The following is a 15,734-nucleotide window of genomic DNA, read 5'->3' on the forward strand; positions in this document are numbered from 1 at the left end:
GCCGTGCTCACCACGCGCCACCGGCGCACGTTCCCCGCGCCGCCCGCCTGCTCCACGGTCACCCGGCTCCGGGTGGTCCCGGTGCCGGCGCGGCGCCGTCCCGCCCCGCCCCGGCGGGCCGACGACCGAGTCGTGCCGCCCGACCCTGTTCCTGGAGGAGCCGTCGAGACCGAAGTCCAACCGCCGGAAGACGCCGCGGCCGCGGCCGGTGGCGCAGGAGGCGGCACTCGCGGCGGCGGGTCCGGCGGCCGGGGCCGTCCCCGCCGTGCGTGCGGCCGCCGTGGGGTCCGACGCCCGGATGCGGGCACGGCCGCACCCGTCGCCGGGCACGAGGAGGCGGCTCCCTTGCCGGGGAGGACGGGAAGCCGTGCGGCGAGGGGGCGGGCGCCGTGGCCGGCCCGGGCGCGGGAAGCGGCTCTCCCGGGGAGTGCGGCCCGCCCGGAGGGCTCGGCCCGTCTCCCGGACCGCGCGGGCGCTCAGGCCGACGGCCGCGGAGCGGCCGCCGGTCCGGGGGCCGCTCCCGGTCCTCGGGAACAGGCGCGGACCGCGGCGTCCGCCGCCCTCGTCCGGGGCGCCCGCCGAACCGGCGGGGGCGCGGAGGACCGCGCCGCGACACGCCCGGCCCCGACGCCGGTCAGGGGGGCGCGTCCCCGGCCCCTCTCCCCCTCGTCGGAGGTCTCCTCCACGACGACGCCCGGGCGGACGGCGGCGACCCGCTCCCGGCGTGTCGCCGCCCGGTCCCCGACCGGCCCTCCCGCCGGCCCCGGCGGGCGCCGCCACGGCGGTGCCGGCCGGCACCGGCGCCTCGTCCGCCACCGCCCCGCCCGGGTGGCGGTGGACCGTCCCGCACGCTCTTCCCCCGAAGGCCCCCCGCCCCGCGGACGCGCTCCGCGAGGCGTCGGCCCGCATACCGCGTATGCGGGGAACGACCGGTAAGAGGGACGTAAGTCCTAGGTGGTTCCATCACTTTCGGGGACACTCGGCTCGGAGTCGCCCTCAGTGGCGCAACACAACTGAAAGAGTCGTATCCATGCAGGTCTGGCCTGGAGAGGCGTATCCGCTCGGCGCCACGTACGACGGCGCGGGCACCAACTTCGCGGTCTTCTCGGAGGCCGCCGACCGGATCGAGCTGTGCTTGCTGCACGACGACGGTTCGGAGACGGCGGTCGAACTCCGCGAGACCGACGCTTTTGTGCGGCACGCGTACCTGCCCGGCATCATGCCGGGACAGCGCTACGGCTTCCGCGTGCACGGTCCGTACGCGCCCGAGCGCGGCCTACGGTCGAACTCGGCGAAACTGCTGCTCGACCCGTACGCGCGCGCCATCAGCGGCAGCATCAAATGGGGCGAGGAGGTGTACGGCTATCACTTCGAATCGCCCGAGAAGCGCAACGACCTGGACTCGGCCCCCCACACGATGACCTCGGTCGTGGTGAACCCGTACTTCGACTGGGGCGACGACCGCGCACCGCGCACCGAATACCACCACACCGTCATCTACGAGGCCCACGTCAAGGGCCTGACCATGCGCCACCCGGCGCTGCCGGACGAGCTGCGCGGCACCTACGCGGCGCTCGCCCACCCGGCGATCATCGAACACCTGACGAAACTGGGGGTGACGGCGCTCGAACTGATGCCCGTACACCAGTTCGTGAACGACCACCGTCTGGTGGACATGGGCCTCAACAACTACTGGGGCTACAACACCATCGGCTTCTTCGCCCCGCACAACGCGTACGCCTCCTGGGGCGACCGCGGCCAGCAGGTGCTGGAGTTCAAGTCGGCGGTGAAGGCGCTGCACGAGGCCGGGATCGAGGTCATCCTCGACGTGGTCTACAACCACACGGCCGAGGGCAACCACCTCGGCCCGACCCTGTCCTTCAAGGGCATCGACAACCCCTCGTACTACCGGCTGACCGACGACCCCCGGTACTACATGGACACCACGGGGACGGGCAACTCGCTGCTCATGCGGTCCCCGCACGTCCTGCAGCTCATCATGGACTCCCTGCGGTACTGGGTGACCGAGATGCACGTGGACGGGTTCCGCTTCGACCTGGCGGCCACCCTGGCCCGCCAGTTCCACGAGGTGGACCGGCTGTCGTCGTTCTTCGACCTGGTGCAGCAGGACCCGGTCGTCTCCCAGGTGAAGCTGATCGCCGAGCCCTGGGACGTCGGCGAGGGCGGCTACCAGGTGGGCAACTTCCCGCCGCTGTGGACGGAGTGGAACGGCAAGTACCGCGACACGGTGCGGGACCTGTGGCGCGGCGAGCCGCGCACGCTGGCGGAGTTCGCGGGCCGGCTGACCGGCTCCTCCGACCTCTACCAGGACGACGGCCGACGCCCGCTCGCCTCCATCAACTTCGTCACCTGCCACGACGGCTTCACGCTGAACGACCTCGTGTCGTACAACGAGAAGCACAACGAGGCCAACGGCGAGGACAACCGCGACGGCGAGAGCCACAACCGGTCCTGGAACTGCGGGGCCGAGGGCGAGACCGACGACGAGGACGTGCTCGCGCTGCGGGCGCGCCAGCGGCGCAACTTCATCGCCACGCTGATGCTCTCCCAGGGCGTGCCGATGCTCGCGCACGGCGACGAGTTCGCCCGCTCCCAGGGCGGCAACAACAACGCGTACTGCCAGGACAACGAGATCTCCTACGTGCCCTGGCCGAAGGACGGCAGCGAGCTGCTGGACTTCACGCGCGCGATGGTCTGGCTGCGGCGCGACCACCCGGTGTTCCGGCGGCGGCGCTTCTTCCACGGGCGGCCCGTGGAGGGCACGCACGACGAGCTGTCGGACATCGCCTGGTTCACCCCCTCGGGCGAGGAGATGACCCAGGAGGACTGGGACTCCTCGCACGCCCGGGCGCTGACCGTGTTCCTCAACGGCCACGCGATCTCGGAGCCGGGTCCGCGCGGCGAGCGCATCACGGACGACTCGTTCCTGCTGATGTTCAACGCCTCCCCGGAGACGATCGAGTTCGTGGTGCCGGTCGACCACGGCCGGCAGTGGCAGGTGATCGTCGACACCGCCTCGGACGAGGGCGTGGCGCCCGGCACGGGCGCGAAGGTCCAGGCCGGTGACCGGCTGGCGCTGGTGGACCGGAGCATCATGGTGCTGCAGCGGCCCGCGTAGGGCCGCACGGGGCGGGGCCGGAGGGCGGGTTCGCGCGAGCCGCGGGCCCGCCCTCCGGAGACGTGGGCGCGAGGCGGTCCCGTGCCCCGCGCGCACAGGGGACGGGCCCCTGAGCCGCGTCCCGCGCGCGGGACGCTTCCGCGCTCCGCGACGGCCGGCGGGGCCGCGGGCCCGGCCGAGGTCCGGCGGCGCCGGCGGGTCCGCGGCCCACGCCCGCAGGACGCTTCCGCGCTCCGCGCGCGGCGGGCCGCAGGTCCGGTCGCGGGCCCGGCGGCGCCGGCCGGCCTCCGCGGCCGCGCGCGCAGGGCCGCCGGCCGTGCCCGCCCACCGGTCCGCGCGGCCTTTCCCGGCCCGCGCAGGGCCGGCCCCCGGCCCTCCGGGAGGCCGGAAGACGCCCTCGTCGTGCGGGGCGTACGGCCGTCCGTGCGGGGGGTGACACGAACGGCGGCCGGGCGGGTACGTAGATGTCCATGACTGCCGACCGCCCCGCCCCGGCGATCCCCGCCGTGCCGACCGCCACCTACCGGCTCCAGCTGCAGCCGGAGTTCCCGTTCTCCGCCGCCGAGGCCGCCGTGCCCCACCTGGCCTCGCTCGGCGTCTCGCACCTGCACCTGTCCCCCGTCCTGGAGGCCGTGCCCGGCTCGCTGCACGGCTACGACGTCGTCGACCACTCCCGCGTACGCGCCGAACTGGGCGGCGAGGAGGGGCTCAGGGCCCTGTCCCGCACCGCGCGCGAGCACGGCCTCGGGCTCGTGGTGGACATCGTGCCCAACCACATGGCGGCCTCCCCGCGCCACAACCGGCCGCTGTGGGAGGTGCTGCGCGAGGGCCCCGAGTCGCCGTACGCGCGCTGGTTCGACGTCGACTGGGACGCCCAGGACGGGCGGCTGCTGCTACCGGTGCTGGGCGGGCGCCTCGGCGACGAGGCGGAGCACCTGGAGGTCGACGGGGACGTCCTGCGCTACTACGACCACGCCTTCCCGCTGCGCGCGGACACCGGGAAGCTGCCGCTGCCGCAGCTGCTCGACGCCCAGTGGTACCGCCTGGCGTGGTGGCGGCTGGCCCGCACCGACCTGAACTACCGGCGGTTCTTCAGCATCTCCGAGCTGATCGGGGTGCGCGTGGAGGACCCGGAGGTCTTCGAGGCCACCCACGCCAAGATCCTCCAGCTGCTGCGCGACGGCGTCGTCGACGGGCTGCGGATCGACCACCCCGACGGCCTCGCGGACCCCGACGCGTACCTGCGGCGGCTGAACGAGGCGACCGGCGGGCGCTGGACGGTCGTCGAGAAGATCCTCGCCGACGGCGAGGCCCTGCCCGCCGCCTGGCCGGTCGCGGGCACCACGGGCTACGACGCGCTGCGGCACGTGGACGGGGTGCTCACGGACCCGGCGGGCGCGGAGGAGCTCGCGGAGCACTACCGGCGGTTCGCGGCCCCGCAGGCCGACCGCGGGGGCGTGTGGGGGGCGACGGCGCGGCGGGCCGCGTACAAGGTGGTCCAGCACGAGCTGGCGACCGAGGTCGAGCGCCTGACGCGCGAGGCGGACCGGCTGTGCCGCACCTCGCCGGAGCTCGCGCTGCGCGACCACGCGCCGTGGGCCCTGCGCACCGCGCTGCAGGAGCTGCTGGTGCGCCTGGAGGTGTACCGGCCGTACTCCTCCACGGACGCCTCCGCCGTCCTGACGGAGCGGGCCGCGGCCGAGGCCCGGCGGGCCTTCGCGGTCCCCGAGGAGGCCCACGCCGTGGACACGGTGCGGGACCTGGTGCTCGGGCGCGCCGGGGACCGGCCGGAGCACGAGGCGTTCCGGGCGCGGTTCGCGCAGGTGGCGTCGGCGCTGCGGGCCAAGTCCACGGAGGACACGGCGTTCTACCGCTACGTGCCGCTGCTGTCGGCCAACGAGGTCGGCGGCGACCCGGGCGCCCCCGCGGTCTCCCCGGAGGACTTCCACGCGTACTGCGCGCGGATCCAGCGCGACTGGCCCGCCTCCGGCACCGTGCTCTCCACGCACGACACCAAGCGCAGCGCCGACGTCCGCGCCGCGATCTCGGTGCTCTCGCAGTGCCCCGGGCGCTGGGCGGAGCTGCTGGACGACCTGGCCGGCCGGGACGCCGGCGGCCCCGGCGCGCCCGACGGGCAGGTGGCCTGGGCCGCCTGGCAGACCGCGCTCGGCCTCGGCCCGGCCGACCCGGAGCGGCTCCGGGAGGCGCTGCTGAAGCACGTCCGGGAGGCCGGTCTGAGCACGTCGTGGACCGAGCAGGACCCGGCGTACGAGGAGGCCGTGGCGGCGTTCGTGGCGGCGGGCCCGGGCGGGGCGCCCGCGGAGCGCGTGGCCCGCTTCCGGAGCACCCTGGAGCCGTACACGCGGGCCAACGTCCTGGGGGCCGTCCTGCTCCAGCTGACGATGCCGGGGGTGCCCGACCTCTACCAGGGCACGGAGGCCGAGTACCGGGCGCTGGTCGACCCGGACAACCGGCGGCCCGCGGCGTTCCCGCCCGAGGAGGCCGGGACACCGGAGAAGACCGGGGTGACGCGGGCGGCGCTGGCGCTGCGCGGGCGGCGGCCCGGCGCCTTCGGCGCGTCGGCGTCGTACACGCCCCTGGCCGCCGAGGGGCCCGCCGCCGCGCACTGCGTGGCCTTCGCGCGCTCCGGGCAGGTCGTCACGGCTGTCACGCGGCTGGCGCTGCGCCTGGAGGAGGCGGGCGGCTGGGGCGACACCGTGCTGCCGCTGCCGCCCGGGCGGTGGGCGGACGTGCTCGCTCCGGAGCGGGGCTTCGAGGGGCATGTGCGCGCGGCAGACCTGTTCGGCAGGCTCCCGGTGGCTCTCCTGGAGCGGACCGACGCGGACGGTGCGCGGGACGAGTAGTCCGGGAGCCCGGGGGAATCGGTCCCTACGCCGGTGCGAACCGGCCGGAAGGCGACCGCTCCCCCGGGCCGACGGCCGCCTGCCGTCCGTCCAAGGTGCCCTGGTCCCGGCACCGCTCCTTCCGCGCCTCGACAGGCCCCGCGGTCCACGGGCTGCTGCGGAAGGCGACGCCGGGCGGACAACTCGGGGGTGAGACTCCTGTCGGAGCAGCGCTACCCCACTGTGAGGGAACTGTTCTCGTCCGCACGGACGCTGGTGACCGACCGGCCGGGCCTGTGCGTGCTCAGACAGGTCGGTGTCTCACGCGGCGGCCGCCCGCTGCATCTGCTCTCCGTGGGCGGCGCCGCGCGCGCGGTGCTCGTGGTGGCGGGCGCCCACGCCAACGAACCGGTCGGCGGTTCGACCCTGCTGTCGCTGGCCCGCCGGGTGGCCGAGGAGCCCGGCCTGCGGGCCGACACCTCCTGGCACTTCCTGCTGTGCGCGGACCCGGACGGCGCCGGCCTGTACGCCGCACCGGCGCCGCGCACCCTGCTCGACTACCACCTGGGCTTCTTCCGGCCGGCCGGTCCGGAGCAGCCGGAGTGGGCGCCCTCCGTGCTGCCGCCCGACCGGCTGCCGCCCGAGACGCGCGCCCTGCTGCGGGTGATCGACGAGGTGCGGCCCTACCTCCAGGTCACCCTGCACGGCACGGACCTGGGCGGCAGCTGGGTGCAGCTGACGAAGGACGTACCGGGGCTCGCGGAACCGTTCGCCAAGTCGGCGGCGGAGCTGCACATACCGGTGGAGACCGGCGCCTCGGACGCCGCCGGGTGGCCGGCCTCGGGCCCCGGGGTGCACGTCATGCCGGCGCCCGGCCTCGACACGGCGTTCCCGAGCATGCCGGACGACGCCCGGCACTCCACCTGGTACCACGCCCACCGGTACGGCGGGCTGACCGCGGTCGTCGAGGTCCCGATGTGGGCGAGCGACCTCGTGGACGACCCGGCGCCGCACCCGTCCCCCGCGGCCGCGATGCGGCGGCTGGCGCGGCGGCTGCTGAGCGACGCGCGCGAGGTGGAGTCGGTGCTGGCCGAGGCGCTGCCGCGACTGCCCGCGCCCGAGGGGCCGCTGCTGCGGGCCGCCCGGTGGGCGCTGGAGCTGGTGCCGGGGCTGGCCGGCGACTGGGTCCAGGGACCGCCGGCGGACCCGTCGATGGCGTACGTCGGGAGCGTGGACGCCTTCGGCCGCCGGCTCCCGCTGCGCGCCGCGGCGATGCTGCTGCGGGTCCTGCGGGAGGCCGACGACCGGGCGGCGCCGCGGCTCGAACGGCTCGTGACCGACTGGAGCGAGGCCTTCGCCGAGCGGTTCCGAGCCCGCTGGGTGCCCTTGGAGCACCAGGTCGAGCACCAGTCCCGGACGGTGCTCGCGGCGGCACGCCACGCGCGCGAGCAGGCGGTCTGAGTCCCCGTCACAGGGGAGGGCGGCCCTCCGGGCGCACGGCACCGGCGTGTTCCGGGCCGCGACGACGCCGTCCGGGGGCGGGGCGGGGTGCGCCAGCGCCGTGAGCGGAAGGGTCCGCCGTGGGCTCGCGGCGTCCGGTGCGGTGCGCCGCGAGGCGGAGGGCCGCCCTCGTACCGGACGTACCCGGGTGACTCCGGCAACGCGGCGTGGGGGTCCCCCTGCTCGAAGAGCTGGGGAAGTGCCGTGCCGGGCGCCGTGAGCCGGTGAACCCTTCCGGTCACGGCACTAGGCCCGGGGCGCCGCGTGCGGTCGCCTGCCGGCCTCGGGCCCACGGCCGGCCTCGGGCCCACCGCCGGCCTCGGGCGCACCGCCGGCCTCGGGCGCACCGCCGGAGGACGTCTTTCCGGAGGACGCCTCACCGGAGGGCTTCCGGCCGGAGGACGCCTCTTCCGGGGAGGCCCCGCCGGCGGGCCCGTGGCCCTGGGGCTCCCGGTCGGCGGGGGCCCGGTCGGCGGTCAGCGCGAACACCGAACCCGTCCGCGACGCCATCACGCACGGGCTGGAGAACGTCTGCCGGTAGTCGACCGCGCGTCCGTTCCACCGCCCGCGCGCGGTCACCGAGACCGGGGCGTGGACCATCGGGCAGGGCGTGTCCTTGAGAGCGACCCGGTCGACACGGCCGTCCGCCGCCCGCAGTTCGTCGCAGGCCTGGGCGGCGTGCGCGTGGCCCCGGGGCGGGTCGCAGGTCAGCAGCGTGCCCCGGGTCTCGCGGACGTGCGCGTCGCCGCGGCTGACCGTGACGTAGAGCCAGTCGCCGGAGACCGGGTCGCGGGGCGCCGCCTGCGCCGGGACCGCGCCCGCGGCGAACAGGACGCAGACGGCGGACAGCCCGGCGCGCAGCAGGACCGGCACCCTCCCCGGTCTCCTCGCTCGTGCCGTTCTCATCTCGTGGGTCGTGTTCGTCATGTCATATACATCGGCACACGGGGCCCGCGGCGCAGCCCGCCTCACTCGAACGGCACGTCCGCCGTAGCCCGGCAGGAGGGCACCGCGCGGGCGGTCCCGGCCGGCCGCGGCCCGCCCTCCCCGGCCAGGTCCGCCAGGGCCAGCACCACACCGGTCTGGTACTCGACCTGCCGCGCGACCGGGATCCAGCGGGCCCGGTAGACGTGCTCGTACTCGGCGCACCACGCGTCGAGGAGCCGGTCGAGGTCGGCCAGGACGCCGGTGAGGCCGGGCGCGGCGGCGGTGACGAGCTGGTGCAGCAGCCCGGCGGCGCGCAGCGCGAGGCGCCGGCCGGAGATGCCCAGGGCGGTCAGACGGGCGGTGCCGAGCGGCGGCAGGCGGTGGCCGCCACCCGGGGCGCCGGGGTCCCAGGAGTCGGCGATGCCGGGGCAGACCAGCAGGTAGTCGTCGACCGGTGCGAGCAGCCGGGCGGCGTCCGGCAGGTCGCCCAGGCGCGGCCGGATGCGGGCGACCAGTTCCTCCAGGCGCCGCGCGTCCCGCCGCAGGGCGCGGCTCACGGTCCGCAGGGCCGCGTCCGCGTCGGCGGGCGGCCCGTCGTCCTGCACGGCGTGCACGCCCCACATGGGCGCCTCGACGACGGCGGTCACCGTGCCGTACGCGTCGGGGTGGAACCAGGTCGACTCGACCGCGGCCTCGGTGATGGCGGCCGCCAGGTCGCCCGTCCTCGGGGGCGGTATGCGGTAGACCCCGGGTCCCAGGGTGGGCCAGTACAGCGTGTCGTACGGGCCGAGTTCGAGCGGGACGCCCAGGCCGTCGGCGATGTGGGCCAGGCGCGGGGCGAGTCCCGGCAGGTCGCGGGTCAGCTCCACGAAGCCCCCGCCGACGTCGACGCCGTGCAGGGAGCACTGCAGGACGGGTCTCAGCTCGTCCTGGAGCCCGAGCAGGACGCGGGTCTCGGGCAGGACGGCGCCGTCCGCGCCCTCGGGCAGCCACTCGGGCTGCTCCAGGAAGCCGGGGCGGAAGAAGTGCCGGAAGTAGTGGCCGAGGGTGTACGGGCCGGAGAGCCAGCCCTCGTTGCGGCGCGCGCCGTCCGGATCGAGGCACAGCAGCAGGTTCCAGGTGGTGCCGGCCGTGCCGGGACCGGCCAGGAGGCGTTCGGCGAGGTGCAGGGCGGTCGCGCCGCCCACGGGCTCGTTGGCGTGCGGCCCGGCGACGACGAGGACCTGCCGGTCGCCGTGCCCGACGGAGAGCAGCCACATCGGGGTCCCGGCCCGCGAGGCGCCCACCCGGCGCAGCCGGGCGTGCCCGGGGCTGCGGGCTGCGAGCGCGGCCGCCCGGGCGCCCAGCTCGTCCACGGACGGGTAGCGGAGAAGTGGCGGCAGACTCGTGCCCTTCGCTGCGAGGGGGCCGTGACGGACAGGACGTGCACGCGGTACGCACAGTGAGTCATGGGCCGCGTCGTTTCGTCAACACCCGCCGGTGTCAAGGAAGTTAATACTTCCCCGCGCGCCGCCGCCGCGGCCCGGAGCCCGGCGGGGGCCGTCCGCCCGCCGCCGTACGGTCGCTCTCCGGCGCCCGCCGGACCGGACCCCGCCGGACCGGACCCCGGCGGACCGGGAACGGCGGTCCGACGCAGGCCGGTGCCGGCCGGCGCGGGCAGGGGCGGCCGGTGCGGACAGCGGGGTCGCGGTCGGTGCGAGGGCCGGCGCCGATGCGGACCGATGGCCAACGGTCAATGGTCAATGGCCGGTGCCGGCCGACGGCCGGTGCGGACCTGTGGCCGGGGCAGGCCGCTGGCCGACGGCCGGTGGCCGGCGGTCCGTTCAGGCCGAGGCGAGCCGGAACTCCATCCGGCCGAAGCTCACCTGGTCGCCGTCGCGGACGACGGCCGCGCCGACGACGCGCCGGCCGTTGACCGTCGTGCCGTTGGTCGAGCCGAGGTCGCGCAGCACCCACATGCCGCCCTGGTGCCTCAGTTCGGCGTGGACCCGCGACACGGACTCGTCGCTCAGCCGCAGCCCGCTGGCCGGGTCCCGGCCGATGCGCAGCGGGTACGAGCTGCCCGGCGACGGCAGCAGCAGCTTGGGCAGCCGCTCGGCCCGCCAGGCCCGGCCGAGCCGCGCGGTGAAGCCGGACACCGCCTCGACGGTGCCGAACAGCGCCCGCGTCCAGCCCTTCTCGGCCCGCAGGTCGGCCGTGAGCAGCGCGATCTCGTCGGCGGTGCGGGCGGCGAGCGCCAGTTCCATGCGGTGCACGAACGTGTCGTGCGAGAGCCGGCCCGCGGCGACGCCCTCCCTGAGCACCTCCAGGGCCCTGTCCCGTTCGGCGTCGGAGAGCCGTACGGGGTGCGCGGGGAACGGGAAGGACGACGTCACAGTGGTGATTGTCGGTCAGCTTGGGCACAGGTGTCCAGGACGGGTCGCGACAGGGCACTTCCGGACGCGATGCGCCGATCGGCGCGATGCGGCGGCGAATTGATCGTTTCTGTCGCACCATGGACGGGCGACGTCACGGAGAGCGAACGAGGGAGAACGGTCCGTGCAGTTCGAGGTGTGGGCACCAGAGGCGGAACGGATGACGCTCCACTGCGCGGGCGCCGCGCACGCGTTGGAGCGCGACCCCGCCCGGGCGGGGTGGTGGACGGGCGGGGCGGAGGCCGGCGACGGCACGCGGTACGGGTTCGCGGTGGACGACGGGCCGGTGCTGCCCGATCCGCGCTCGCGGCGGCAGCCGGACGGCCCCGACGGACTCAGCGCGGTGGTCGACCACGGCCGGTACGCGTGGCGGGCCGAGTGGGCGGGGCGCGGACTGCCGGGCGCGGTCCTGTACGAGCTGCACGTGGGCACGTACACGCCCGAGGGCACCCTGGACGCGGCGGCCGCCCGCCTGGAGCACCTGGTGGAGCTGGGCGTCACGCACGTCGAGCTGATGCCGCTGTGCCCGTTCCCGGGCCGGCACGGCTGGGGGTACGAGGGGGTCTCGCTGTGGGCCGTACACGAGCCGTACGGCGGGCCCGAGGCGCTGAAACGCTTCGTCGACCGCGCCCACGAGCTGGGCCTGGGCGTGGTCCTCGACGTGGTGCACAACCACCTCGGCCCGTCCGGCAACTACCTGCCCGCCTTCGGGCCGTACTTCACCGACACCCATCACACGCCCTGGGGCTCGGCCGTGAACCTGGACGCCCCCGGCTCGGACGAGGTGCGCGCCTACTTCCTCGGCAGCGCCCTGGCCTGGCTGCGGGACTACCGGATCGACGGGCTGCGCCTGGACGCGGTGCACGCGCTGGCGGACACGCGCGCGTGCCACTTCCTGGAGGAGCTGTCCACGGCCGTGGACGCGCTCGCGGAGGAGGTGGGCCGGCCGCTGTTCCTGATCGCCGAGTCGGACCTGAACGACCCGCGCGTGATCACCTCGCGCGCGGAGGGCGGCCTCGGGGTGCACGCGCAGTGGAACGACGACTTCCACCACGCCGTGCACACCGCGCTGACCGGTGAGGACCAGGGGTACTACGCGGACTTCGCGCGCGCGCCGCTCGCGGCCGTCGCCAAGACGCTCACCGGCGGCTTCTTCCACGACGGCACGTACTCCAGCTTCCGGGGCCGCGGCCACGGCCGCCCGCTGGACCGCACCCGGGTCTCGGCGCACCGGCTGCTGGGCTACTCCCAGACCCACGACCAGGTCGGCAACCGCGCCCTGGGCGACCGGCTGTCCATGTCGCTGTCCCCGGGGCTGCTGGCGTGCGCCGCCGCGCTGACCGTCACCGGGCCGTTCACGCCCATGCTGTTCATGGGCGAGGAGTGGGCGGCGGGCACGCCCTGGCAGTTCTTCACGGACCACACGGACCCGGAGCTCGCGGAGGCCGTGCGGCGCGGCAGGCGCCGGGAGTTCGCGGCCCACGGGTGGGCCGAGGAGGACGTCCCCGACCCGCAGGACCCCGCCACCCGCGACCGCTCGTGCCTGGACTGGTCCGAGCCGGAGGGCGGCCACCACGCGCGCGTGCTGGACTGGTACCGGCGGCTGATCGCACTGCGGCACGCGTACGCGGACCTGTCGGACCCCGACCTCTCGGACGTCAAGGTCGCCTTCGACGAGGAGGCGCGCTGGCTGGCCTTCCGGCGGGGCGACGTCCGGGTGGCGCTCAACGTCGGCAAGGAGTCCGCGGCCGTCCCGCTGGGCACCCGGTCCGTGCGCGTCCTGGCCGCCTGGGAGCCGGTCGACGGGCCCGGCGAGGACGGCCTGCTGCACCTGCCGGGCGAGTCCTGCGTGGTGCTGCTCCAGCAGTGAGGGGCCGTCCGGCCCGGCCTCCACCGCCGGGGAGGCGGGCCCGGGCCGCGGGGGCCGTCAGAGCGGCCCTTCGTCCGGCAGGTCCGTCAGGCGTTCCAGCAGGATCGCCTCCCAGGCGTGCCGGAGCCGGGCGCGCAGCGCCGGGAGGGGCTCCTCGGTGCGGCCACGGAGGCGGTCGGCGAGGCGGACCACCGCCTCGCAGCGGGCCAGCCACAGGCCGCGCAGGCAGGGGCGGGCCCCGTACCCGGCGAGGGTCGCCGCGCGGACCGCCGCGGGCGCACCGACGGCGAGGGCGAGCCCGGCGATGTCCTCCGCCGGGTCGCCGACGACCGCGCCGGTCCAGTCGGCGACCCCGCACACCCGCCCGTCGGCGCCCACCAGCAGGTGTCCCTCCCCCAGTCCGTGGTGGACCAGGACGGCGGCGTCGGGCCGGCCCCCGAGCTGCACGGCGGCGGCGCCGGTGAGCTGGCGCAGCCGGGCGGGGTCGAACTCGTCGGCCACGCGCAGCCGTTCGGCGGCGCCCGCGGCGGCGACCTTGAGCGACTCCAGCGAGCGCGGCCGGACGCGCGGCACGCCGAGCGTCTCCGCCTGGCGCACGGGCACCTCGCGCAGTCCGCTCAGCAGCCCCGCGAGGTCGGCCTCGCCGAGCGCGGACACCGTGCGGTACTCGCCGGGGCCGTCGGGGATCCGGGTGTCGAGCGCGCAGGGCAGGCCGTCCGCCCACTCGCCGTGCGCGACGGTCGCGGGGACGGCCACCCCGGCGTGCGGCCGCACCAGCTCGCGCAGCCGCAGCTCGCGCCGGAGCGCGGTGCCGGCGTCGCGGTCCGGGGCGAGCCTGAGGACGTACCGGGCGCCCACCAGCCAGGTGAAGGGCGCGCCGTCGCCGGCGGGCCCGATCTCGACCGCGCCGCCGTCCGGGAGGAGGGAGCGGACCAGCCTGCGTACCGTGTCCGCCGTGGGTGCTGCTGCCTGGGTCATGGTCGCGCCGTGGTCGTGGTCCGGGCGGGGGACGCGTGCGGGGCGGTCAGTGGACGACCGCCAGGTCGCGCGGGGTGTCGTTGAGGCGGCGGCCGCCGTCCCCGGTGACGGTGACGATGTCCTCGATGCGCACCCCGAAGCGGCCGGGGAGGTAGATCCCGGGCTCCACGGAGAAGCACATGCCGGGTACGAGGGGCAGTTCCTCGCCCTCGACCATGTAGGGCGGCTCGTGCGTGGTGACGCCTATGCCGTGCCCGGTGCGGTGGATGAAGTGCTCCCCGTACCCGGCCTCCGTGATGACCGCCCGGGCGGCCCGGTCCACCTCCTGGCAGGCGATGCCCGGGCGGACGGCCCGGAAGGCGGCCTCCTGGGCCTCGCGGACCACGTCGTGCACCTTCCGCTCCTCCGCGTCCGGCTCCCCCACGTGCACGGTGCGGGAGGTGTCGGAGCCGTAGCCGTGCTTCAGGCCGCCGAAGTCCAGGACGACCGTGTCGCCGTCCTCGATGACCCGGTCGCCCGCCTCGTGGTGCGGGTCGGCGCCGTTGGGCCCGGAGCCGACGACCGTGAAGTCGACCCGGGAGTGGCCGTGGGCGCGCAGCAGGTCGGCGAGGTCGCGGGCGACGTCGGTCTCGCGGCGCCCGGCGAAGGGCACCCGCAGGATCTCCTCGTACGCGGCGTCCGCGGCCGCGCCGGCCGCCGCCAGGCGCTCCAGCTCCGCCGGGTCCTTCACGGCCCGCAGCATCGGCAGGGCGTCGGTGAGGGAGGCGTACGCCGTGCCGGGCAGGGTCCGCTGCAGGCCCAGCAGGTGCATCGCCCAGGTGTTGTCGCTGACGCCGTAGCGGCCGTCCGGGTCGAGGAGCGGGGCCGTGACGGCGTACGGGTCCCTGCCGTCGGTCCAGTCGCGCAGCGTCAGCGCCGGGGCGCCCACCGCCCGGGCGGCGTCGGGCGCCTCCAGGGCGGGCACGACGAGCACCGGGTCCTGTCCGGGCGTCAGCACCAGCAGGGTGAGCCGCTCCGTGTCGGCCGGCGGCGCGTACCCGGTGAGCCAGACCAGGTCGGGGCCGGGTGCGACCAGCAGCCCGGCGAGTCCCGCCTCGGCCGCCGACCGCGCGGCGCGCTCCATGCGGGCGCGGTGGTCGGCGGCGGTGAAGGGGGCGGGCGCGGCGGTCATCGCGGCTCCGTTCGTCGGATCGTCGGAAGGCTACGGGCAGCATCCTGCCCGTACGGCACGGGCCGCGCGAGCGGTCGGCACGCCTTTCGGCGGCACCGCCCCGCCGCCGCCCCCGCCGAGCGGCCCGCCTCCTCCCCCGCCCCGGTCACGTGACGACCGCGGGCGTCACCGACAGCTGCTGGTGGACGCCGCTCGCGTGGCGGACCGTCAGGACCAGCGCGGTGCCGGGCTCGGCGGCCGCGACGGCCCCGACGAGGTCGGCGACGGAGTCGACCCGGGTTCCGCCGAGGGTGAGCAGGACGTCCCCGCGGACCAGCCCCGCCGCGTGGCCGGGTCCGGGGACGTGCACGCCGACGAGGAGCGCGCCCGGCCCCGCGGCGGCGTCCACCGCCTCCACGCCGAGCGTCGCGCGCACCTCCCGGGCGGCAGGTCCCGCCTTCGGCGACACGGACGCGGACGCGCCCGGGGACGGCGCGCCGCCGGCCCGGGCGGCCGCCGCCCGTGCGCCTTCCGCCCCCTCCCGCTCTCCTCCCGCCTGCGCACGGGCCCGCGGGTCGGCGGGCCCGTGCGCGCCGAGCACCGCGGTGCCCACGGTGCCCAGCCCGACGCCCGCCAGCACCAGGGCCGCCGCGGCGACCGGGACGAGCAGCGCGATCAGCAGCCGCCGTCCGCGCCGGGGCGCGGGACGAGGGCCCCGTGCGGACCGGGACGGATCGCCCGGGACCGTCTCCCGGCCGGGCATGGGCCTGGGACGCAAAGCCGTCGGTTCCATGGCTTCGACCACCTCCGGGCACAGCCCTACCCCCCGCGCCGACGTGCGACGATCCTCGAACGGGTGATGCCGCCGCCCGCCGTTCGGCCGGTCCGCCCGGCCCGGCCCGGCGGACCCGCT

10 protein-coding genes are annotated in these 15,734 nt (G+C 76.5%); 4 read left to right on the forward strand and 6 right to left on the reverse strand.

Annotated features, from left to right (window positions below):
* The first annotated feature begins 1,030 nt into the window (after window positions 1-1,030).
* The 3 genes from glgX to IE271_RS31650 all read left to right on the forward strand — a co-directional run bounded on the left by glgX (window position 1,031) and on the right by IE271_RS31650 (window position 7,443).
* The gene (gene glgX, locus IE271_RS31640; protein WP_190193923.1) at window positions 1,031-3,139 is read left to right on the forward strand and encodes a glycogen debranching protein GlgX; all 2,109 of its coding nucleotides are present in this window, start codon (window positions 1,031-1,033) and stop codon (window positions 3,137-3,139) included.
* Between the two features lie 470 nt (window positions 3,140-3,609).
* The gene (gene treY, locus IE271_RS31645) at window positions 3,610-6,003 is read left to right on the forward strand and encodes a malto-oligosyltrehalose synthase (protein WP_190193924.1); all 2,394 of its coding nucleotides are present in this window, start codon (window positions 3,610-3,612) and stop codon (window positions 6,001-6,003) included.
* Between the two features lie 189 nt (window positions 6,004-6,192).
* Window positions 6,193-7,443, forward strand: coding sequence for a M14 family zinc carboxypeptidase (locus tag IE271_RS31650; RefSeq protein WP_190193925.1), 1,251 nt, complete (start codon window positions 6,193-6,195; stop codon window positions 7,441-7,443).
* A 285-nt stretch (window positions 7,444-7,728) separates the two neighbouring features.
* Here the strand turns inward: IE271_RS31650 and IE271_RS43640 are convergent, their stop codons facing one another.
* From IE271_RS43640 to IE271_RS31665, 3 genes are all read right to left on the reverse strand, one after another.
* Window positions 7,729-8,409, reverse strand: coding sequence for an SSI family serine proteinase inhibitor (locus IE271_RS43640; RefSeq protein WP_308435227.1), 681 nt, complete (start codon window positions 8,407-8,409; stop codon window positions 7,729-7,731).
* Window positions 8,410-8,450: 41 nt separating this feature from the next.
* Window positions 8,451-9,764 carry a M14 family zinc carboxypeptidase gene (locus tag IE271_RS31660; RefSeq protein WP_190193926.1) on the reverse strand — a complete coding sequence of 438 codons (1,314 nt, stop codon included), beginning with the start codon at window positions 9,762-9,764 and terminating at the stop codon, window positions 8,451-8,453.
* Window positions 9,765-10,232: 468 nt separating this feature from the next.
* Entirely contained in the window at window positions 10,233-10,784 is a 552-nt protein-coding gene (locus tag IE271_RS31665) for an FHA domain-containing protein (protein ID WP_190193927.1), read from the reverse strand.
* Window positions 10,785-10,947: 163 nt separating this feature from the next.
* Between IE271_RS31665 and treZ the strand changes: the two genes are divergently transcribed.
* Entirely contained in the window at window positions 10,948-12,693 is a 1,746-nt protein-coding gene (treZ, locus tag IE271_RS31670; RefSeq protein WP_190193928.1) for a malto-oligosyltrehalose trehalohydrolase, read from the forward strand.
* Between the two features lie 57 nt (window positions 12,694-12,750).
* On the opposite strand, the gene IE271_RS31675 is transcribed toward treZ, so the two are convergent.
* The 3 genes from IE271_RS31675 to IE271_RS31685 form a co-directional block, all read right to left on the reverse strand.
* Complete coding sequence (locus IE271_RS31675; protein WP_190193929.1) at window positions 12,751-13,671, reverse strand: phosphotransferase family protein; 921 nt, start codon at window positions 13,669-13,671, stop codon at window positions 12,751-12,753.
* A 46-nt stretch (window positions 13,672-13,717) separates the two neighbouring features.
* Window positions 13,718-14,842 (reverse strand): aminopeptidase P family protein, encoded by a 1,125-nt coding sequence (locus IE271_RS31680; RefSeq protein ID WP_190193930.1) that lies wholly within the window; start codon window positions 14,840-14,842, stop codon window positions 13,718-13,720.
* Between the two features lie 145 nt (window positions 14,843-14,987).
* Complete coding sequence (locus IE271_RS31685; RefSeq protein WP_190193931.1) at window positions 14,988-15,614, reverse strand: PDZ domain-containing protein; 627 nt, start codon at window positions 15,612-15,614, stop codon at window positions 14,988-14,990.
* Between the last annotated feature and the right edge of the window lie 120 nt (window positions 15,615-15,734).

Origin of the sequence: Streptomyces minutiscleroticus (assembly GCF_014650875.1) — a bacterium.
GTDB classification, from domain to species: Bacteria; Actinomycetota; Actinomycetes; order Streptomycetales; family Streptomycetaceae; genus Streptomyces; species Streptomyces minutiscleroticus.